Origin of the sequence: Mycobacterium barrassiae, assembly GCF_025822765.1 — a bacterium.
Lineage (GTDB): Bacteria > Actinomycetota > Actinomycetes > Mycobacteriales > Mycobacteriaceae > Mycobacterium > Mycobacterium barrassiae.
Genome location: NZ_JACKUK010000025.1, coordinates 162,497 through 181,737, shown reverse-complemented (window position 1 = coordinate 181,737; position 19,241 = coordinate 162,497). Strand labels below are relative to the sequence as shown.

The 19,241-nt window shown below is 66.5% G+C and carries 22 protein-coding genes and 1 tRNA gene; 13 read left to right on the top strand and 10 right to left on the bottom strand.

Features of this window, described 5'->3' with window-relative positions; translation table 11 throughout:
- Positions 1 to 37: 37 nt before the first annotated feature.
- Genes H7J93_RS15555 through H7J93_RS15530 form a run of 6 tightly spaced genes read left to right on the top strand, consistent with a single transcriptional unit; the run spans position 38 to position 5,432 of the window.
- Positions 38 to 1,324, top strand: coding sequence for an NAD(P)/FAD-dependent oxidoreductase (locus H7J93_RS15555; RefSeq protein ID WP_267307203.1), 1,287 nt, complete (start codon positions 38 to 40; stop codon positions 1,322 to 1,324).
- An 11-nt stretch (positions 1,325 to 1,335) separates the two neighbouring features.
- Positions 1,336 to 2,088 (top strand): DUF1365 domain-containing protein, encoded by a 753-nt coding sequence (locus tag H7J93_RS15550; RefSeq protein ID WP_372507902.1) that lies wholly within the window; start codon positions 1,336 to 1,338, stop codon positions 2,086 to 2,088.
- Entirely contained in the window at positions 2,085 to 3,368 is a 1,284-nt protein-coding gene (locus H7J93_RS15545) for a class I SAM-dependent methyltransferase (protein WP_267307201.1), read from the top strand. Before H7J93_RS15550 ends, H7J93_RS15545 begins: the two co-directional genes overlap by 4 nt.
- The gene (locus tag H7J93_RS15540; protein WP_267307200.1) at positions 3,356 to 4,135 is read left to right on the top strand and encodes a DUF1295 domain-containing protein; all 780 of its coding nucleotides are present in this window, start codon (positions 3,356 to 3,358) and stop codon (positions 4,133 to 4,135) included. Before H7J93_RS15545 ends, H7J93_RS15540 begins: the two co-directional genes overlap by 13 nt.
- Positions 4,136 to 4,143: 8 nt before the next feature.
- On the top strand, positions 4,144 to 4,713 hold the full coding sequence (locus tag H7J93_RS15535; RefSeq protein ID WP_267307199.1) for a sigma-70 family RNA polymerase sigma factor: 570 nt from the start codon (positions 4,144 to 4,146) through the stop codon (positions 4,711 to 4,713).
- Entirely contained in the window at positions 4,710 to 5,432 is a 723-nt protein-coding gene (locus H7J93_RS15530; protein ID WP_267307198.1) for an anti-sigma factor, read from the top strand. Before H7J93_RS15535 ends, H7J93_RS15530 begins: the two co-directional genes overlap by 4 nt.
- Here H7J93_RS15530 and H7J93_RS15525 read toward each other — a convergent pair.
- Positions 5,429 to 6,529 carry a glutamate--cysteine ligase 2 gene (locus H7J93_RS15525; protein WP_267307197.1) on the bottom strand — a complete coding sequence of 367 codons (1,101 nt, stop codon included), beginning with the start codon at positions 6,527 to 6,529 and terminating at the stop codon, positions 5,429 to 5,431. The two genes, H7J93_RS15530 and H7J93_RS15525, sit on opposite strands and share 4 nt — an antisense overlap.
- Before the next feature lie 146 nt (positions 6,530 to 6,675).
- Between H7J93_RS15525 and H7J93_RS15520 the strand changes: the two genes are divergently transcribed.
- Positions 6,676 to 7,497 (top strand): TIGR03621 family F420-dependent LLM class oxidoreductase, encoded by an 822-nt coding sequence (locus tag H7J93_RS15520; RefSeq protein ID WP_267307196.1) that lies wholly within the window; start codon positions 6,676 to 6,678, stop codon positions 7,495 to 7,497.
- A 9-nt stretch (positions 7,498 to 7,506) separates the two neighbouring features.
- Here H7J93_RS15520 and H7J93_RS15515 read toward each other — a convergent pair whose 3' ends face one another.
- The 3 genes from H7J93_RS15515 to H7J93_RS15505 are packed head-to-tail and all read right to left on the bottom strand — an operon-like array spanning position 7,507 to position 9,043.
- Positions 7,507 to 7,785, bottom strand: a complete 279-nt coding sequence (locus H7J93_RS15515; RefSeq protein ID WP_267307195.1) for a cytochrome C oxidase subunit IV family protein — start codon at positions 7,783 to 7,785, stop codon at positions 7,507 to 7,509.
- Entirely contained in the window at positions 7,785 to 8,375 is a 591-nt protein-coding gene (locus tag H7J93_RS15510; RefSeq protein ID WP_267307194.1) for a cytochrome c oxidase subunit 3, read from the bottom strand. The genes H7J93_RS15515 and H7J93_RS15510 overlap by 1 nt, the downstream gene beginning before the upstream one ends.
- Positions 8,372 to 9,043, bottom strand: coding sequence for a hypothetical protein (locus tag H7J93_RS15505; RefSeq protein ID WP_267307363.1), 672 nt, complete (start codon positions 9,041 to 9,043; stop codon positions 8,372 to 8,374). The genes H7J93_RS15510 and H7J93_RS15505 overlap by 4 nt, the downstream gene beginning before the upstream one ends.
- 172 nt (positions 9,044 to 9,215) lie before the next feature.
- On the opposite strand from H7J93_RS15505, the gene H7J93_RS15500 reads away from it, so the two are divergent.
- Positions 9,216 to 9,288, top strand: a tRNA-Arg gene (locus H7J93_RS15500).
- A 66-nt stretch (positions 9,289 to 9,354) separates the two neighbouring features.
- Here H7J93_RS15500 and H7J93_RS15495 read toward each other — a convergent pair.
- Both H7J93_RS15495 and H7J93_RS15490 read right to left on the bottom strand, forming a co-directional pair.
- Positions 9,355 to 10,047: a DUF6766 family protein gene (locus tag H7J93_RS15495; RefSeq protein WP_267307193.1), complete on the bottom strand. Its 693-nt coding sequence runs from the start codon at positions 10,045 to 10,047 to the stop codon at positions 9,355 to 9,357.
- On the bottom strand, positions 10,044 to 10,733 hold the full coding sequence (locus H7J93_RS15490; protein WP_267307192.1) for a GAF and ANTAR domain-containing protein: 690 nt from the start codon (positions 10,731 to 10,733) through the stop codon (positions 10,044 to 10,046). The genes H7J93_RS15495 and H7J93_RS15490 overlap by 4 nt, the downstream gene beginning before the upstream one ends.
- Before the next feature lie 215 nt (positions 10,734 to 10,948).
- Here H7J93_RS15490 and H7J93_RS15485 point away from each other — a divergent pair, with 215 nt between their 5' ends.
- The 4 genes from H7J93_RS15485 (at position 10,949) to H7J93_RS15470 (ending at position 15,120) form a co-directional block, all read left to right on the top strand.
- Entirely contained in the window at positions 10,949 to 12,154 is a 1,206-nt protein-coding gene (locus H7J93_RS15485; protein ID WP_267307191.1) for an acetyl-CoA acetyltransferase, read from the top strand.
- Positions 12,151 to 13,671 (top strand): carotenoid oxygenase family protein, encoded by a 1,521-nt coding sequence (locus tag H7J93_RS15480; protein WP_267307190.1) that lies wholly within the window; start codon positions 12,151 to 12,153, stop codon positions 13,669 to 13,671. Before H7J93_RS15485 ends, H7J93_RS15480 begins: the two co-directional genes overlap by 4 nt.
- Entirely contained in the window at positions 13,672 to 14,559 is an 888-nt protein-coding gene (locus H7J93_RS15475) for a winged helix-turn-helix transcriptional regulator (protein WP_267307189.1), read from the top strand.
- A 108-nt stretch (positions 14,560 to 14,667) separates the two neighbouring features.
- Positions 14,668 to 15,120 carry an Hsp20/alpha crystallin family protein gene (locus H7J93_RS15470; RefSeq protein WP_267307188.1) on the top strand — a complete coding sequence of 151 codons (453 nt, stop codon included), beginning with the start codon at positions 14,668 to 14,670 and terminating at the stop codon, positions 15,118 to 15,120.
- A gap of 82 nt (positions 15,121 to 15,202) precedes the next feature.
- Here H7J93_RS15470 and H7J93_RS15465 read toward each other — a convergent pair whose 3' ends face one another.
- Both H7J93_RS15465 and H7J93_RS15460 read right to left on the bottom strand, forming a co-directional pair.
- Complete coding sequence (locus H7J93_RS15465; RefSeq protein WP_267307362.1) at positions 15,203 to 15,799, bottom strand: GNAT family N-acetyltransferase; 597 nt, start codon at positions 15,797 to 15,799, stop codon at positions 15,203 to 15,205.
- On the bottom strand, positions 15,796 to 16,233 hold the full coding sequence (locus H7J93_RS15460) for a hypothetical protein (RefSeq protein WP_267307187.1): 438 nt from the start codon (positions 16,231 to 16,233) through the stop codon (positions 15,796 to 15,798). Before H7J93_RS15460 ends, H7J93_RS15465 begins: the two co-directional genes overlap by 4 nt.
- Positions 16,234 to 16,255: 22 nt before the next feature.
- Between H7J93_RS15460 and H7J93_RS15455 the strand changes: the two genes are divergently transcribed.
- Positions 16,256 to 16,696, top strand: a complete 441-nt coding sequence (locus tag H7J93_RS15455) for a cupin domain-containing protein (protein ID WP_267307186.1) — start codon at positions 16,256 to 16,258, stop codon at positions 16,694 to 16,696.
- On the opposite strand, the gene H7J93_RS15450 is transcribed toward H7J93_RS15455, so the two are convergent.
- Complete coding sequence (locus H7J93_RS15450; RefSeq protein WP_267307185.1) at positions 16,697 to 17,074, bottom strand: RNA-binding S4 domain-containing protein; 378 nt, start codon at positions 17,072 to 17,074, stop codon at positions 16,697 to 16,699.
- 34 nt (positions 17,075 to 17,108) lie between these two features.
- Positions 17,109 to 19,163, bottom strand: a complete 2,055-nt coding sequence (locus tag H7J93_RS15445; protein WP_267307184.1) for an autotransporter outer membrane beta-barrel domain-containing protein — start codon at positions 19,161 to 19,163, stop codon at positions 17,109 to 17,111.
- Between the last annotated feature and the right edge of the window lie 78 nt (positions 19,164 to 19,241).

Here is a 19,241-nt window from a genome sequence, read left to right as displayed (position 1 = left end):
GGGGTTGACGCGGCTCCGAATAAGGGATGTGGAACGCATGCATCCCTCCCAACGCTCCGTCGCGGTCATCGGTAGCGGCGTGTCAGGACTGGTCGCCGCCTATGTACTGGCACTTCGCGACCGCGTCACCCTCTACGAGGCCGATACTCGCCTCGGCGGTCACGCCCACACCCACCAGGTCCAGCGCGACGACGGTGACATCGTCGCCGTCGACTCGGCGTTCCTGGTCCACAATGACCGCACCTATCCGACGCTGTGCCGACTGTTCGACGAGCTCGGTGTCGAAACCCGCGAGACCGACATGTCGATGTCGGTGCGCGACGATGCGAGCGGACTGGAGTATGCGGGCGCCCGTGGACTCGGCGGGCTGTTCCCCTCGTGGTCGTCATTGGCCCGTCCGCGCTACCTGTACATGCTGGCCGAGGTCAAACGCTTCCACCGGGCGGCGCTGCGCCTGCTCGAGGATGACGGCGACGACGAGACGGTCGGCGAATTCCTGGCCCGCCACGGCTTCTCCCAGTACTTCATCGACTACTTCATGACACCGCTGATCGCGGCGGTGTGGTCGTCGCCGCCGGGTCTGTCGCTGCACTACCCGGCCCGCTACCTGTTCGTGTTCCTGGAACACCACGGCATGCTTTCCGTCTTCAACTCCCCAACCTGGCGGACGGTGGTGGGCGGGTCCGTCACGTATGTCGACGCGGTGGCCAACGTCATCGACGACGTGCGCATCGGCACCGCGGTGCGCTCGGTGCGACGGGTACCCGACGGCGTCGAGGTATCCGACGGAATCAACGGACCGCAGCTGTTCGATGCCGCCGTCATCGCGACGCATCCCGACCAGGCGCTGTTGATGCTCGCCGAGCCGACTTCCGCCGAGCGGTCGGTACTCGGCGCAATCGGGTACAGCACCAACCACGCGCAGCTTCATACCGACGATTCGGTGCTGCCCACACATCCCCGCGCCCGCGCGTCGTGGAACTACCTGGCCACCTCGGACGACGATCAGGTGCTGATCACCTACGACGTCACCCGGTTGATGCGGCTGGGTGGCGACTCCCGTTTCCTCGTGACGCTCGGCGGTCAGGACCGCGTCGACCCGGCCGCCGTGATCGCCGAGATGACGTACAGCCATCCGATGTATACACCGGAGTCCGTTGCCGCCCAACGGCTTTTACCCACCTTGGACGACGACCGCGTGGTGTTCGCGGGCGCTTACCACGGCTGGGGCTTCCACGAGGACGGTGCGGCGTCCGGATTGCGGGCGGCGCAGCGGCTCGGCGCCGACTGGCCGGTCACGGCGCGGGAGGCCCTGCCATGTTGAACCCTGCCACGTTGAGCGCCGACACGTCGTCCCCCGCCATCTACCGCACCCGCATCACCCATCTGCGGCGCGCCCCGGTGCACCACTACTTCGAGCACCGCGGGTACAGCTGGTACGTCGACGTCGACGATCTACCGCAGCTCCCCTGGTGGCTGCGCCCGTTCGCTCGCTTCGATGCACGCGATCACTTCAGCGTCGCCGACGGACCGAATGACACTCTGCGGCAACGCATCGACGCGTTCCTCGCCGACCACGGTGTCGACCTGCGTGGCGGCCGGGTCACCGCGTTGCTGCAGGCCCGCGTGCTCGGATACGTGTTCAACCCGCTGAGCCTCTACTGGTGTCACGATGCCGACGGGACACTTCGGCACATCATCGCCGAGGTGCACAACACCTACGGCGGACGTCACGCCTACCTGCTGCCACCTGATACCGAGCACCCCACCATCGTCATGAAGAACCTGTACGTCTCTCCGTTCAACGCGGTCGACGGCTACTACCTCGTGACCGCGCCTCGGCCCGACGAGAACCTCGACGTGCGAATCTCACTGCACCGGGACAACCAGCCCGCATTCGTCGTGACGATGCGTGGAACCCGGCGGCGCGCAGGCATCGCCGAGATTCTGCGGCTGCAACTTGCGGCGCCGGTCGCACCGCTGATGGGCGCTCTCGGCATCCGAATCCAAGGCATCACCCTCTGGTTGCGACGGGTCCCCGTCGTCCCTCGCGAATCCATCGATAAGGAAAGAGTCACCCAGTCGTGAGCGTCGAACTGTCACTACCCCGCTCGGCCACAATCGATTCCGGCCGATGGCCCGACGTGGCACAGGTCCCGAACGGGCCCCTCAGCGCCGTCACCGGAGCCATCGCGGACCGGCTGTTCCGCCGCGCGGCCGCCCGATTACCGATTCGCGTCGTCTACCCCGACGGCACCGTTGTCGGCGCCGCCGACCCCACCCTACCGACCATGGTCGTCCATCGGCCCGACGCGATGGTCCGCCGGGTCGGACGCTACGGGCTCATCGGCTTCGGCGAGTCCTACATGGCCGGCGACTGGAGCTCCAGCGATCTCGTCGGCCTGCTCACCGAGTTCGGCAAGCGGTTGAGCGAGCTCATTCCCCCTGCCCTGCAACGATTCCGTTCACTTGCCGTCGTCCGCCAGCCGTCGTCTCAGCACAACAACCGCGAACAGGCCCGCCGCAACATCGCCGAGCACTACGATCTGTCCAATGCGCTGTTCGCCGAGTTCCTCGACGAGTCGATGACGTACTCCAGCGCGCTCTTCGACACCCTACCCGCCGACGAGTCGGCTCTGGCGGACGCGCAGCGGCGCAAGATCGATCGGCTCCTCGACACCGCGCGCGTCGGTCCCGGCTCCAGGGTGCTCGAAATCGGTACGGGCTGGGGCGAACTGAGCCTTCGCGCCGCGGCCCGAGGGGCGCAGGTCCGTTCCATCACCCTGTCGGCCGAACAGCAGCGACTGGCCCGGCAGCGGGTGGCCGACGCGGGTTTGTCCGATCGGGTGGAGATCGACCTCTGCGACTACCGCGACGTCGACGGTTGCTATGACGCCGTGCTGTCGGTGGAGATGGTCGAGGCAGTCGGATACCAATTCTGGCCCAAGTACTTTCAGACCCTCGACCGGCTGGTGACACCGGGCGGACGGGTCGCGATCCAGGCGATCACCATGCCGCACGAGCGCATGCTTGCCACTCGCCATACCCACACCTGGATCCAGAAGTACATCTTCCCCGGTGGACTTCTTCCCTCGACCGAGGCCGTCATCGGAATCACCGAGTCCAGCACCCGGCTGCGTACGGTCGACATGGCCTCGCTGCAGCGGGATTACGCCGAAACGCTGCGACTCTGGCGGGAGCGCTTCACCGCGCGCCGGGATGCCGTGGCGGAGTTGGGTTTCGACGAGGTTTTCCACCGGATGTGGGAGCTCTACCTGGCTTATTCCGAGGCCGGTTTCCGGTCCGGGTATCTCGATGTGTATCAGTGGACGTTTGCACCGTCCGGGCGTCGGCGATGGAATTCCTAGTCGTCACCGCGGCCTCGTTGGCGGTTCTCGTCGTGGTGCACGCCACGACGTTCCTCATCGGCCGGCGCATCGGCCGCTACAACGTCGTCGACGCCGCGTGGGGGGTCGGATTCGTCGCGGTGGCCGCCGTCGCCGCCGTCTTCGGCTCGGGTGATCTGTCCCGTCGGATCCTGCTACTCGTCCTCGTCGCAGTGTGGGGGTTGCGGCTGGGCTGGCACATGATCGTCAAATCGGCCGGCAAGGGCGAAGATCCGCGCTACCGGGACCTGCTGCGTGGCGACTTCTCGGCGGGTCATGTCATCCGCAAGGTGTTTCTGATCCAGGCAGCTGCGACGTGGTTTGTCTCGCTGCCGCTACAACTTTCGGCCGTCCTCGGGCCCACTCCCGCACCCGTGCTGCTGATCGCCGGTGCGGCGGTGTGGGCCATCGGCCTGGTGTTCGAGACACTCGGCGATCACCAGTTGCGCAGGTTCAAGGCCGCCCCCGCCAACAAGGGCGTCATCATGGATCGCGGACTGTGGGCGTGGACCAGGCATCCGAACTACTTCGGCGACGCCTGCGTGTGGTGGGGGCTGTGGCTGGCGAGTATCGCGGGCTGGATCTCGTTGACCACCGTGTTGTCGCCGGTGCTGATGACGTACTTCCTGGTGTACGCCACCGGCGCCCGGCTCACCGAGAAGTACATGGCCAACCGACCTGGATTCGATGAATACCGTTCCCGTACTTCGTTTTTCGTACCGTTCCCGCCTAGATCGCGATTACCGTGACGGTGCCGATGGCGGTCGATAGGCTACGCCCTATGACCACGGACCTCGACCAACTGCTGCGCCGGGTGGCCCAACAGGACGTCGACGCGTTCGCGACGTTCTACGACCAGACCCGGGCGCGGGTATTCGGCCTGGTCACCCGGGTGCTGCGTGACCCCGGCTACAGCGAGGAAACCACGCAGGACATCTACCTGCAGGTTTGGCGTACCGCGGATGCGTACAACCCCGCCGCCGGCTCGCCGTTGTCGTGGCTGCTGACCCTGGCCCACCGGCGAGCGGTGGACCGTGTGCGTTCCGAGCAGGCCGGCAGCCAGCGCGAGTCCCGCTACGGCGCCGCGAACGTCGAACTACCGTCCGACCAGGTCGCCGACGCGGTGCTCCTGCGCGAGGAGCGGCAGCAGGTCGCCGACTGCCTTGGCTCGCTGACCGACACCCAGCGCGAGGCCATCCAGCTCGCCTATTACGACGGTCTGACCTACGTCCAGGTCTCCGAGCGCCTGTCGGCCAACCTCGCGACGATCAAATCCCGGATGCGCGACGCCATTCGCGGCCTGCGCCGGTGTTTGGGGCTCACATGACCCAACCGACTGACGATCTGATCGCCCTCGCGACCCCGTATGCGCTGCACGCGATACCCGAGGCGGAGCGCGCCGACATCGAGCGCCGCATCGCGGCCGCCCCGCCAGAGGTCGCGAGGGCCTTCGACGATGAAGTGCGGGCCGTCCGCGAGACCATGGCGGTGATCTCGGCCGCCACCGCGGTCGAACCTCCCGACGAGCTGCGCGACCGGGTGCTGAGCGGTGTGCGCCCCGAACCGCGCACCTACTCGGTTGTCCCGCTGCGGCCGAAGCCAAGGCCGTGGCGCGCGACGATTCTGGCCGCCGCGGCGGCGGTCGTCATCGGGCTGGGCGCGCTCGGCGTCGGACTCGCCCTGCGTCCCGCGCCGACGGCCTCGACCGCCGAGCAGGTTTTCGCGGCGCCGGACGTGCGCACCGTGTTCGGTGACATCCCGGGCGGCGGCACGGCGACGGTGGTGTTCTCCCGCGAGAAGAACGCGGGCGTGCTCGTGATGAACAACGTGCCGCCTCCCGAGGCCGGCACCGTCTATCAGATGTGGTTGATCAACGACGACGGGCCGCATTCCGCGGGCACGATGGACGCCGCGACGGTGGCACCGTCGACCACGGCGGTGCTGCCAGATCTCGACGGGTCGAGCACGCTGGCGTTCACCGTCGAACCCCCAGGCGGTTCCTCGCTGCCCACCACCGAGCCCTTCGCGGCGCTGCCACTGACCTAGGTCCCGGCCAGCGTAGCCGCGGCGGCCTCGTCGATCACGTCGGCGACGTCATGACGACGCTGCCATGCCTGGCGTTGCCGCATCGCCCCGTTGCCTTCCTCGCCGATGCGGTCCAACTCGTTGGTGACTAGCTCGTAGTCGCCGACCGCCTCCAGGGCGGGCCGTACGTGTTCGACCATGCGGCTCAACAGCGTTCGCGCCGGGACGCTCTCGTGGCTTTCGACGAGATCCAGGGCTGCGCCGTCGAGGCCGTCGCGCGCCGCTCTCCAATACGCGGCCCGCAGTGCGTGCGGGGTCAGCGGCGGCATCGGCTCCCTGTGCGTCTCGTCGTCGAGCGCCGTCATCACCGCCGCGCGGACGAGCGCGGCCAGCAGCACCGTCTCGGCCACCGTGGCGGGCACGTCGGCGACGCGAACCTCGATGGTCGGGAAGTTGGCCGAGGGACGCACGTCCCAATAGACCATGCCGTCGTCCAGGATCGCGCCCGCGTGTTGGAGCATGTGCACGACGGCGTCGTACTCGTCGACGGAGTCGAACTCGGGCGGCGGACCGGCGCTCGGCCACCGCGCCCACAGCACACTGCGCCAGCTCGCGTAACCCGTGTCGGTGCTGCGGTACACCGCCGAGTTCGCGGTCAAGGCCAGCAACAGCGGCAGCCACGGCCGCAGCCGGTTGCTGACCCGTATTGCGGCCTCGCGGCTCGGCACCGCGACGTGCACATGGGCCCCACAGATCCCCTGCTCGTGCGCGATCATCCCGAACCTGTCGGCGATCTCGCGGTACCGCGGCGTGTCGGTGATGGGGAACTCGTGCGGGACGGTGGGTGGCAGTCCGACGGCGAGCAGCCGGGCACCGGCGGCCTCGGCGGCCTCGGCGGCGATACGACGCAGTCTGAGCAGCTGATCGGCGAGTTCCCCGGTGCCGCCGGCGACATCGGTGGCGGTCTCGACCTGGCAGCTGGTCAGCTCGAGCTGTAGCTTCACGCCGCGGTCGGCCGCCGCACCGGCGACCGTCTTGTTGACGGCGACCGGTTCGCCTGAGGCGGGGTCGGCGAGGAGAAACTCCTCTTCGACGCCGATCGTGGGATGAGTGGCCATGGTCTGAAAATTGATCCGGCCCGTCGGAGGCGGGCTCACGACGGACCGGATCGGCTGCAAAGTCCTTATTGGTGGGTCGGCGGCAGAAATCATGCCCGCGAGTCACATCTCCTAAACATGGCCCGCAAAACTCCTACGATCGCCTGATGGTCAGAGATTTCCGGTTCGGTGTCGGGTTGCAGGCCGCACGTCGTCAAAAGTCAGTTCAGGACTGGGCCCGCCGCGCGGAGGACATGGGCTACGACGTCATCCACATGGCCGACCACCTCTACACGACGGCGCCGTTCCCGATGATGACGGCGATGGCCATGGCGACCGAGACGCTGCGGGTCGGCACGTTCGTGCTCAACGCCGGCTTCTACCGCCCCGCGCTGCTGGCCCGCGATGTCACGACGCTGCGCGATCTCAGCGGCGGGCGCTTCGACCTCGGCCTCGGCGCGGGATACGTCAAGGAGGAGTTCGAGCAGGCCGAGCTGCCGTACCCGACCGCAGGCCAACGGGTCGAATGGCTGCGCCACGTCACGGAGCACATGAACGAGCACGCCCCCGACGTGCCGATCCTCATCGCCGGGAACGGAAACAAGCTGCTCACCCTCGCCGCGCAGCGGGCGAACATCATCGGACTGACGGGCGGCGCCCCGATCGGCCCGGACTCCGATCCCCTCGCCGATCGCATCGGTTTCATCCGCGACGCCGCCGGCGATCGCTTCGACGAGCTGGAACTGAACCTGTCGGTGATCGCCCTGCCCACCGACAACTCGGGCGTCCCGGACCTGTCGCTCGTGCGCCGCTTCCTGCCCGATCTGTCCGAGGACGAGATGCTGCGCACGCCCGCGGTGTTCTCCGGCACGCCGAAGGACATCGCCGACCGGATCCGCGAGCTTCGCGACACCTACGGCGTCACGTACATCACCGTGCAGCAGCAGCACGGTGAGGCGTTCGCGAAGGTGATCGCCGAACTGCGCTGACTACAGCGTTTACAGCCAGAGATACAGGCCGGACAGCACGGCCCACATCACGAAGCAGTAGGACTCGAACATCGCGCGCAGCGGTATGGGCGCGTGGCGCAGTTCCATGAAGTCCAGCCCGACGAGGCGCACCTTGATCGCCGCGATCGCCAGCACGACGATCGCCACAATCGAACCGGTGCCGTGTTCGGCGCCGACGGCCCACGAGACCACCGTCGCGGCGACGAGCACCAGCCAGGAGACGCCGGCCCGGTTACGGACGAGCTGCAGCACGGAGGGGCCCTTCATCAGCTCACCAGGTACAGCAGTGCGAACAGGAAGATCCACAGCAGGTCGACCAGATGCCAGAAGCACGCGCCGCCCTCGACGACCGACATCCGGGTGGCGCTGAGTTCCGGCCGCCGGGTCTGCATCCGCAGTACCACCAGCACCCCGACGCCGACGCACACGTGGAACAGGTGCAGCCCGGTCAGGATGAAGTAGTAGAGGAAGAAGTTGTTGGCGCCAGGGCCGTGGCCGGTGCTCGCCAGCGAGACGTACTCGAACACCTTGAGCCCGATGAATACCAGGCCACAGCCTATTGCCACGGAAACAGCGTTGCCCGCAATGGATTTCGCGCCTGCTCGGAGAGCTCCGAGCGCGACGACGACGCACAGCGAGCTGGTCAGCAGCACGATGGTGTTGGTGACGCCTACGCCGATGTGCAGCGACGTGCGTGCGACGTCGAACACGTCGGGGGCCTTCGCCCGCTCGACCATGAAGGTGATGAAGAAGACGCCGAACACCAGCATGTCGCCGAACAGGAACACCCACGTGCCGGACTCGCTGGGGATCCGCCGGGCGGAAGGGTCGCCCGGCAGCGTCGAAGCCGCGGTCACTGCGCCGCGGCCAGCTGACTTTCGGCGGCTTCCTGCGCCGTGATCGACTTCAGCAGCACGACGGTCGTGCCGACCATCCAGACGATCAAGGCCAGACCCGGCAGGTAGTAGGCGAACACGCCGTTCCAGGCGAGCGGTCCGTTGCTCATGGCGATCACCACGCAGCCCGGCAGCGAGAGCATCGCCACCCACAGGTTGAGGAAGCCGTACCAGCGCGGGAATGTCGGGGGGTCGCTCTTGTCGGTGAACGACGCGATGGCCAGCGTGATGTTCTGCATCACGATGGTGCCGACGATGCCGATGAACCACAGCCAGAAGAAGTCGCTGAACGCCTGGGTGATCTCCGGATCGCGCTGCCCGGCCCGAAATGCGGCTGCCGCCAACGCCATCAGCGAGAACATCATCGCCGGCGTGAAGATGGCCGCCGCAAGCACCTGGGTGAGTGTGAGCATGCCCCATTGCCCCTCGGCGCGCCGCAGGCGCAGCACGATCACCGCGTGGAAGGGCAGGGCGAGCGCGGCCGCGAGCAGCGCACCCGCGAGCCCGAAACGCACCCAGAGGTTTTCGGTGGTCAGGAATGCGTCGGTCTGTTCGGCGGTGTCCGTCGGGGACATCGGCGGAAAGAGTTTCGCGATGCCGGAAAAGCACACGCTGTACAGGACGATCATTGCGGTTCCACACCATGCGCCGACGCGCTGCAACTTCAGCTCCACGGCTGGGAGGCTACTGGGCCGAGCCGTTCGCGAGGCCGGTTTCGGGAGATGTTTTGTCAAAATTGCCAAAACTGAGATCCGGGCCGGTGGGCCGCACGCGGTCAAACGGTAAGCTGCCAGCGGTCAGGCCCTCGTAGCTCAGGGGATAGAGCACGGCTCTCCTAAAGCCGGTGTCGCAGGTTCGAATCCTGCCGGGGGCACTTTTTGTGCGATTTGTGTGCATTCGCGAGCGGTCAGCGCTCCCAAACGCACACAAATCGCCGGAGTCAGGCGCTGGTTTCGCGGTGCGGATCCGCGACGGGCTTCGACTCGGCAGATCCACGCTGCCGCAAGAAGATCGACAACCCGATGATCGCCGCGACCGCGACGAACTCGCTCTGCCAGTTCTGCATCGACTCGAACCAGAACTGCGCGGTGGTTACGTACCGCCACACCGAGACTGCCGGCTGCCCGTGTTGGAGCTGCTCCTCGTTGAACGCGCTGACTCCGCCGAGCGCGTGCAACGCCCACGACGCGAAGAACAACACGAAGAACGCGATCGCCAACGAGTGCTCATATACGGCCAGCGGCCATCCACCACGCTTGACGGGCCACGGCGAATTCCGCTTGACGGCCCTGCGCGGGTCGGCATCCTGAGGTGCGGCCTTGTTCAACGGCTTCGACTCCGACGACCCCTTCTGGTAGAGGAAGGCCGTCAGGACGACGTACATCCCCATTTGCAGAAATTCGGACTCCCAGTTCTCGAACGTCGCCTCGACGAAGTGACCGGTCGACAGGTACTGCAGTACCGACAGGTGTTCGCCCGATCCGTGTTCGAGTTGTTCCTCGTTATAGGTCGCCGCGCCGGAAACGATCATGGCGGCGAAGAAGACCGCGAAGAGGCCGACGCAAGCCAGTAGGAGTCCGTTCTCGCGAACCACGCCGTGTACCGACCGCCGATGTGGCGCGGCGCGCGTCAATGAGAGCTCCTGGTGTCGATCACGCGCTCCGCCACATCGACGAGTCGGGTGTTGCTGTCCTGCGACAGCTGCTTCAACATCTCGAACGCCCGCAGTTCGTCCACGCCGTAGCGCTCCATGATGATGCCCTTCGCCTGACCGATGCGGTCCCTGGTCGCCAGGGCGGACTGCAGCTGCTCGCCCTCACGGCTGGCCAGTATGGCCGCCGCCGCGTGCGCGGCGAGCACGGTCGCGATGGTCTCGTCCTCGGTGTCGAAGGCGTGCGGCGTGAAGGCGAACATGTTCAGGGCGCCCGCGGTGCGGTCGGCGGTGTACAGCTTTACCGACAGGCCGCTGAGAACTCCGAACTCGACGACCGCGGGTGAGTATTTGGGCCACCGCCGCTCGGTCCGGAAATCGTCGGTGCGCACGATCAAATCGCCGACGGCGGCCTGCACACATGGCCCCTCGTCGAACGCCATCTGCAACGCGTCGAGCTTGTGGGGGAGTTCTGTCGTGGCGGCACGGGATTCGTACTTTCCGTTCCTACCTATCAGCAACACGCCCGCTGTGTCGGCCCCCGGAATCAGCTCTCTCGCCGTCGCGGTGACATCGGTCAGAACGTCCTCGACGCTGCGCGGCGACGAGGCCGCGCGGGCCAGCTCAGCCATCCGCTGAGCAAGGTCGTGGTTCTGGATTGGGACCATCGGTACAGACTTCCCATTACGACTGTCCAGTACACGAACGGATGCCGACCAACCCGTTTGTCATGGAACTCAGCGGGCAATGAGCAAGACAAGCTGGGGTGGCGGTCGACCGTCGCTTCAGCCGAGGTTCCGTCGGTTCAGACCTCGAGCCGGCGGGGCCGTTCTCCTGCCCGCCGGGCTTTAGTCACTCTCTTAGTTGTAGTACCGTCGGCATCATGGTCTGGATCCTCGGCGGGTATCAGAGCGATTTCGCCCGCAACCGCAGCCGCGAAGGCCACGACTTCGCCGACCTGACCAGTGAGGTCGTGGAGTCGACGCTGTCGGCGGCCAGGGTGGACGCCTCCGAAATCGAGGTCGTGCACCTCGGCAACGCGTTCGGCGAGCTGTTCGCTCGGCAGGGCCACCTCGGCGCCATGCCCGCGACCGTGAACCCCGGACTGTGGGACACCCCGGCCTCGCGGCACGAAGCCGCATGCGCGTCGGGCAGTACCGCGGCGCTCGCAGCGATCGCGGACCTCCGCTCCGGCGCCTACCGAACCGCACTCGTCGTCGGCGTCGAACTGGAGAAGACGGTGGCAGGAGACACCGCCGCCCAGTACCTCGGCGCCGCCGCGTGGACCGACCACGAAGGCGCCGACGCCAAGTACATGTGGCCGCACATGTTCGACCATGTCGCCGCCGAATACGACCGCCGCTACGGCATCGACGAGAGCCATCTGCGTGCCATCGCTCAACTCAACTTCGCCAACGCACGCAAGAATCCGAACGCGCAGACCCGCGATTGGACGGTGCCCGATCCTCTGACGGACGACGACGAGACGAACCCGATCGTCGAGGGCCGACTACGTCGCTTCGACTGCAGCCAGATGACCGACGGCGCCGCCGGGATCGTCCTCGTCACCGACGACTGGTTGCGCGACCACCCCGACGCGCGTCCGATCGGGCGGATCGACGGCTGGGGCCATCGCACCGTCGGCCTCGGACTGCAGCAGAAACTCGACCGCTCCGCCGGCGATCCGTACGTCATGCCCCACGTGCGACGCGCAGTGCTCGATGCGCTGGACCGCGCCAAGGTCACCCTCGACGGTGTGGACGGCTTCGAGGTCCACGACTGCTTCACCCCGAGCGAGTACCTCGCGATCGACCACATCGGCCTCACCGGACCCGGCGAATCATGGAAAGCTATCGAGAACAACGAGATCGAGATCGGCGGCCGCCTGCCGATCAACCCCAGCGGTGGCCTGATCGGCGGCGGTCACCCCGTCGGCGCGTCCGGCATCCGGATGCTGCTGGATGCCGCGAAACAGGTCAGCGGCACCGCAGGCGAGTACCAGGTCGAGGGCGCAAACACGTTCGGCACCTTGAACTTCGGCGGTAGCACCGCCACCACCGTCAGCTTCGTCGTACGAGGAGTGAAATGACCACAGCGAACGTGGAGATCGTCGGCAAGTACCTGTCCACCTTGCCGGAGGACGACGACCATCCCTACCGCACCGGGCCGTGGCGCCCCCAGACCACCGAGTGGGACGCCGACGACCTACAGGCCGTCGAAGGCGAGATCCCGCATGACCTCGACGGCGTGTATCTACGCAACACCGAGAACCCACTGCATCCCGCGCTGAAGTTCTACCATCCGTTCGACGGGGACGGGATGGTGCACGTCGTCGGCTTCCGGGACGGTAAGGCGTTCTACCGCAACAGGTTTGTCCAAACCGATGGCTTTGTCGCGGAGAACGAGGAAGGCGGTCCGCTGTGGCCCGGCCTGGCCGAGCCGGTCCAGATCGCGAAGCGCGACTACGGCTGGGGCGCAAGGACGTTGATGAAAGACGCGTCGAGCACCGACGTGATCGTCCACCGCGGCACGGCCCTCACGAGTCACTACCAGTGCGGTGACCTCTACCGTATCGATCCGTTCTCCGGCACCACTCTCGGCAAGGAGGAGTTCAACGGGGGCTTCCCGTTCGACTGGGGGGTGTCGGCTCATCCGAAGGTCGACGACCGCACCGGCGAACTGCTGTTCTTCTCCTACAGCAAGGAGGCGCCGTACATGCGCTACGGCGTCGTCGACGCGGCCGATGAATTGGTGCACCTCACCGACATTCCATTGCCCGGCCCGCGACTCCCCCACGACATGGCGTTCACCGAGAACTACGCCATCCTCAACGACTTCCCGTTGTTCTGGGACCCCAAGCTGCTGGAGGCCAACGTCCACCTGCCCGGCTTCCACCGCGATATGCCGTCACGCTTCGCCGTCATCCCGCGCCGCGGCGGACCCGAGGACATCCGGTGGTTCGAGGCCGACCCGACATTCGTGCTGCACTTCACCAACGCCTACGAGGACGGCGACGAGATCGTGCTCGACGGCTTCTTCCAGGGCGATCCCACGCCGGTGGGTACCGGCGACCTGTACCAGAAGATGTTCCGGTACCTCTCCCTCGACGGCTTGCAGACCCGCCTGCACCGCTGGCGGTTCAACCTCGTGACCGGGGAGACGCGCGAGGAGCAGTTGTCGGACTCCATCACCGAATTCGGGATGATCAACGGCGGCTACGCCGGCGGCAAGTACCGGTATGCCTACGCCGCGACAGGTAAGCCGGGCTGGTTCCTGTTCGACGGGCTGGTCAAGCACGACCTTGCGACCGGCGCCGAGGAGCGGTTCGCCTTCGACGAAGGGGTGTACGGCAGCGAGACCGCGATGGCTCCGCGCGTCGGCGGCAGCTCGGAGGACGACGGCTACCTGGTGACGCTGACCACCGACATGAATGCCGACGCGTCGTACTGCCTGGTGTTCGACGCGGCCCGGGTCGCCGACGGTCCGGTATGCAAACTCGCACTGCCGGAACGGATCTCCAGCGGGACGCACTCCACCTGGGCATCGGGTTCGGAGTTGCGTCGTTGGCGAGACGCCGACAATGCGGCCGGCGCGATCGGCCTGTAGATGGCCGAGCCGGGTCCCAACGCCGTCGCGCGGATGTTGGGACTGCTCGGCGACGAATGGACGCTGCTCGTCATCCAGCAAGCCCTCCTCGGGGCCACCCGGTACGGCGATTTCCATGCGCGACTGCCCATTTCGAACTCGGTGCTGACCGCGCGGCTGCGGTCGCTGACCGACGAGGCCCTGCTCGAACGTCGGTCCTACCAGTCGAAGCCGTCGCGATTCGAGTACGTTCCCACGGAGCGATGCCGGTCGCTGTGGCCGGTGCTGGTGTCGATCTGGGAGTGGGAGCGGCACTGGGTGCCCGAACACGCCGATCCCCTGCCCGCGATGCGCCACACCGCGTGCGGCAGCGACTTCAGTCCGGTGGTCACATGCGGTGCGTGCGACGAGGCGGCGAGCGAGAAAGACGTTGTCGCACAATGGGGGCCGAGCGGCTCATGGGCGCGCTCGATACCGTCGGCGACCACTCGACGACGCTCGGAATCCGACCCGGCCGCAGGACTGTTCCCGCAGACGATGAGCATCATGGGCAACCGCTGGGGCTTCGCACTGCTGGTCGCCGCGTTCGTCGGGATGAGCCGGTTCACCGAGTTCCAGACCCAGCTCGGCGCCCCGCCCGGTTCGATCGCCGACCGGCTGTCCATCCTCACCGCAAACGGGGTGTTCACGGTGGTGGACAACAGGTACCAGCTGACCGAGAAGGGTCGCGCGCTGTTTCCGGTGCTGGTGACCGCCCTGGCGTGGGCGCAGCGGTGGTATCAGGCGCCCGAAGGGCCGGCGTTGACACTCACACACACGGCGTGCGACAGCCCCTTCGAGTTGGTTCTGACGTGCGACCAGTGCACCGAGCCGCTGCGGGGTTCGGCCGTCGAAGCGCTGCAGATTTAGCGCGAAAATTTGTTAGCACTCCCGTCATGAGAGTGCTAACATTGCAGGTGCACAGTGATTTAGTCGCCCGCCAGGGTGGCGGGCCCGAGAAATAGGAGGTGGATTGCTGTGCTCCGTTTTGATCCGTTCAGCGACTTTGATGCCTTGACCCGGGGACTGTTGTCTGCTGCACAGACCGGATCAAATCGCGCCCCTCGTTTCATGCCGATGGACCTGTGCAAGATCGATGACCATTACCTGCTGACCGCCGATCTTCCGGGTGTCGACCCGGGGTCGGTCGACATCAATGTCGACAATGGCACCCTCACGATCTCGGCACATCGCACCGCTCGCTCGGACGATTCGGTCCAGTGGCTTGCCAACGAGAGGTTCTTCGGCACCTACCGCAGGCAGCTCTCGCTGGGCGAAGGTGTTGACGCCAATGCGATTTCGGCGACGTACGAGAACGGTGTGCTCACCGTGACGATCCCGATCGCCGAAAAGGCCAAGCCGCGCAAGATCGAGGTCGCGCACGGGGGCCGCCAGCAGTCGATTGAGGCGACCACCGTCGATTCCGCATAACCGCACGATCGAGACTGCGGGCAGATCGCGATTCAGCCCTTACGCGCGATCTGTCCGCAGTTTCGGCGCGCTTGGCTGCCCGTCACGCGTGACGGTTGAGCCGGAACAGCAGGTTGTTGCGCACCGACGGCCATTCGATATCCAGGATCGAGTACACGACGGTGTCGCGCCGCGACCCGTCGGCGAGCACCTGGTGGCTGCGCAACACGCCGTCGAGCTTCGCCCCCAGCCGTTCGATCGCGTTTCGGCTGGCGAAGTTGAAGAAGTGTGTGCGGAACTCGACTGCGACGCAGCCCAACTCGTCGAAAGCATGACCCAGCATCAGCAGCTTCGTCTCGCTGTTGACGCCGCTGCGTCGCGCCGACTCGACGTACCAGGTGTTGCCGACCTCCAGTCGCCGGTTGGCCGGGTCGACGCTCATGTAGCTCGACGAGCCGACGAACGTCCCGTCCAGTCGCCGAACAACGAACGTCAGCCCGGTCTCGGGCGTCTGCACCGCCAACCGCGCGTCGACCCACCGATCGACTTCGTCCGGGGCGGGTGCGGCCGTGAACCAGAGGCGTCCGAGTTCACCGTCGGCCGCGGCCGCCCTGATCTCCGGAACATGTTCTCGGCTAAGCGGTTCCAGCTTCACCCAGCGCTCTCCGGTCAGCGACACCGGTTCGACGAAGCCGCTCATCGCGTCCGTGCCGCTGCCGCCGACCACGCGGCGACCATCGCCCACACCGACAGTAGCGCCGCCACGATCGCCACGACACCGCCGATGTAGAGGCCGTAGCCGGCCGATACGGGCGTGTACACGTAGAGCCGGTAGTAAAACACCGTGAGAACCACCAGCAGCACCGAAATGGCCAGCGCTGCTGATGATGCCAGCCGGGCCGAGAGCCCGCGAGCCGCCATCGCACCCGCGACGATAAGCGTCGCGCCCAGCAACACGATGAGCTGACCGACGCCGAAGCCCGCGAGCCGGTTCCGCAATTCGTCCATGTCGCCGACCACGCCGCCGACCGCGCTCGCGCGCGCGCCGGTAGCCGTCAGCCAGGGCAGCCACGCGTTCACCACGATGATGGCCGCACACAGCGCGACCAGCCAACCAGGGCGCAGGCGCGACATGCGTCGAGACTACGGTATGGCAATGACCGAACTTCCCGACTTGGCACGCCGCCTCGACCTGGCTCCTCACCCCGAGGGCGGCTGGTTCAAGGAGACGTGGCGCAGCGATCTGACGGTGCCTCAGTCGGCGCTGCCTCCGGACTACGCGGGCCCGCGCAACGCGGGAACCGCGATCCTGTTTCTACTCATGCCTGGTCAGCAGTCGGCATGGCACACCGTGCGCAGCGCCGAAGTGTGGCTCTACCACTCCGGCGGCCCGCTGCTACTCGAGTTCGGCCCTGAACAGGACACCGCCACAACACATCTGCTCGGCGCCGACATCGAGGCCGGTGAAAGTCCTCAGATCGTCATTCCGCCCGGACACTGGCAGCGGGCCCGCCCGCGGGACGACCAACCGTGCCTCGTCAGCTGCGTCGTGGTTCCCGGATTCGACTTCGCCGACTTCGCACTCGGGGCCGACTGATCAGAACCGGCCGGCACGCAGCTTGTCGAGTCGTCGGCGGTCGCGCTTTGTCGGCCGCCCGGCACCGCGGTCACGGACGGCGACCGCAATCGATTCGGTGGGCTCGGGTTTAGGAGTCCGGTCGAGGAAGCACGTCGCCGCGTCGGCCGCACCGACCCGTTTTTGGATCACCCGCACGACCTCGACCACTCGCATGGTCTGACCGACGAGCGCGCGCACCTCGTCGCCCGGCGACACCGGGGTGGCGGGTTTGGCGGGTCGGCCATTCACCCGTACGTGCCCGCCCCGGCACGCGTCGGCGGCGTCGGGCCGCGTCTTGACAAGGCGAACCGACCACAGCCATCTATCTACCCGGGTCGACTCCACGCCATCCATCATGGACCAGGTGGTCGCGCGGCGCGGCGATCAGAACTCAGGGCACCAGCACTATTTCGCCATGGCCCGCCACCGCCAAGTAATTGTGGAGGTCATTGTTCAACGAGCCTGCCATCGCAAACCCGCCTCCGGTCGCAGTCGCCCTGTTACCGATGTTCCGCTCGCCGCCGAACCCGGCGTACGCCCAGCTGTCGACACCGTCGGCGACGGCGACGTTGTTGGCGTTGTCGTTGCCGCCTACGCACCCACAGTCACCGCCGCCCGCCACAGCTACAGCGCCCCCGGTCGCAGTCGCGCTATTGCCGGTGTTACCGCTCCCGTCGGATCCCGCGACAGCCTTGCTCTCGAGACCGCCGGCGCTGGCAAGGTTGCCGACGTTGCCGGTGCCATTGAAGCCCGCCTCAGCGATACCTCCACCTGTCGCGGTCGCGGTATTGCCCGAGTTGTCGTACCCGCCGGACCCTGCGGTAGCCAAGCTCTCGAAGCCGGCGGCGCTGGCGACGTTGCCGCTGTTGTTGTCGCCCACGACACCCGCCTCGGCGAAGCCTCCACCGGTCGCAGTTGCACTATTGCGGGAGTTGTCATTCCCGTCAGCCCCTGCGAAGGCGAGGCTCCCCACACCAGCGGCGGAACCCACGTTGCCGGTGTTGCCGTCGCCGAACGCCCCTGCTACCGCGATCCCTCCACCGGTCGCTGTCGCGTGGTTGCCGTTGTTCCGCTCCCCGAAGTATCCGGCGTGAGCCAAGCTCCCAGCACCGCTGGCACTGGCGAAGTTGCTGTCATTGCCCTGGCCTTGGCACCCGCATCCACCACTGCCGGCGAGGGCTCTGCCGCCGTAATTGGCGATCGCATAGTTGAAATCGTTGTCGTCGCCCGCATTTCCCGCGAGCGCAGTGCCGCCGTTGAATGCGATCGCACGGTTGTAGTCGTTGCCCTCCCCGTCGCCGCCCGCGGTCGCCGTCGCGTTCGTGCCCCACGCGAAGGCCCTGTTGCCGACTCCGCCTTTTGCGGTGGCCGAAGCATTCACCCCGATAGCAATGGCGTAGCTGCCCCAACCGCTGGCGTACGCGTTCGAGCCGGGGCCGATCGAGAGTGCGAACGAACCCCACCCGGTCGACGAGAACGTGAAATCCCCGATCCAGATCATGAATACGACCGGCGGGTCGGGCTGGATTGCCGAGATGGACACGAGCGCGTTGGCCGCCGACAACTCCTCGGCGGACCGCATCGCGACGTCTTCGGTTTCGGTGCGCCGAGTCAACGCGAACAACGCCAACATCGCAGGCGATTCGATCGGTGCGGTGGGGTCCTCCTCCGAACCCGGCGCCACCCCGCCCCATAGCCCGGTGGCCAGCGTGACGAAAACGGGTTCCTCGTACTCGTCAACGATCTCCGGATCAGTGGTCACGGCCCCCGGCTCCGCCTGGAAGATCTCGACTCTCGACTTGATGATGAGCGGAGTCGTCGACACCTGCGGCTCGATCACCTCATCCCCGATGACGACCTGTCGCGGCGGCTCCGGCACATCGACTTGGGTGTTCTGCTGCTGCGAGCGATCGCTGCCACCGGCGCGCGGTTCGACGATCTCAACCGTGATCTCTGGTGATGGATTCGGCTTCAGCGGGACCGCTTCGTCAGCGTCCTTCTCAGGCGCGCCCTTCTCGTCCTTCTCGTCGTTCTCAACCGTGACCTTCTCAACCGCGCTTTCCTTGGCGGCATCTTTCTCGTCGTCGTCCTTCTTATCGGCGGCCTTCGCGTCCCCGTCCTTCTCGGACTTCGGGTCGGTGTCTTTCTGGCCGGGTGTTCTTCCATTGCCGGTCGTGGTCGTCGGCCCACCAGCGTTCTTCCCGGTCGTCGAGGAGCCGGAACCGGTGCTCGAGCTGTCGGAGTCTCGGGAGTCAACCGACGGGTCATTTGGCGAGTCGGTCGACGGACCGCTACTGGACGACGGGTCGTTCGAGGAAGAGTCCGACGAGGTCGAGTCGCTGTCCGTCGTGGCCCCTGCGACCGCAGGCAGGCTCAAAATCGCCGTACCGACACCCAACGCCACCGCCAACGCGCCAACCCGACCAACGTACTTCGCGAGACCCATCGGGCGAGCATATGTTCAAGATCAGAATTTTGCTATTTGTGCAGTACAGCGTCGAAAATACACTTCGTACCGCCGATC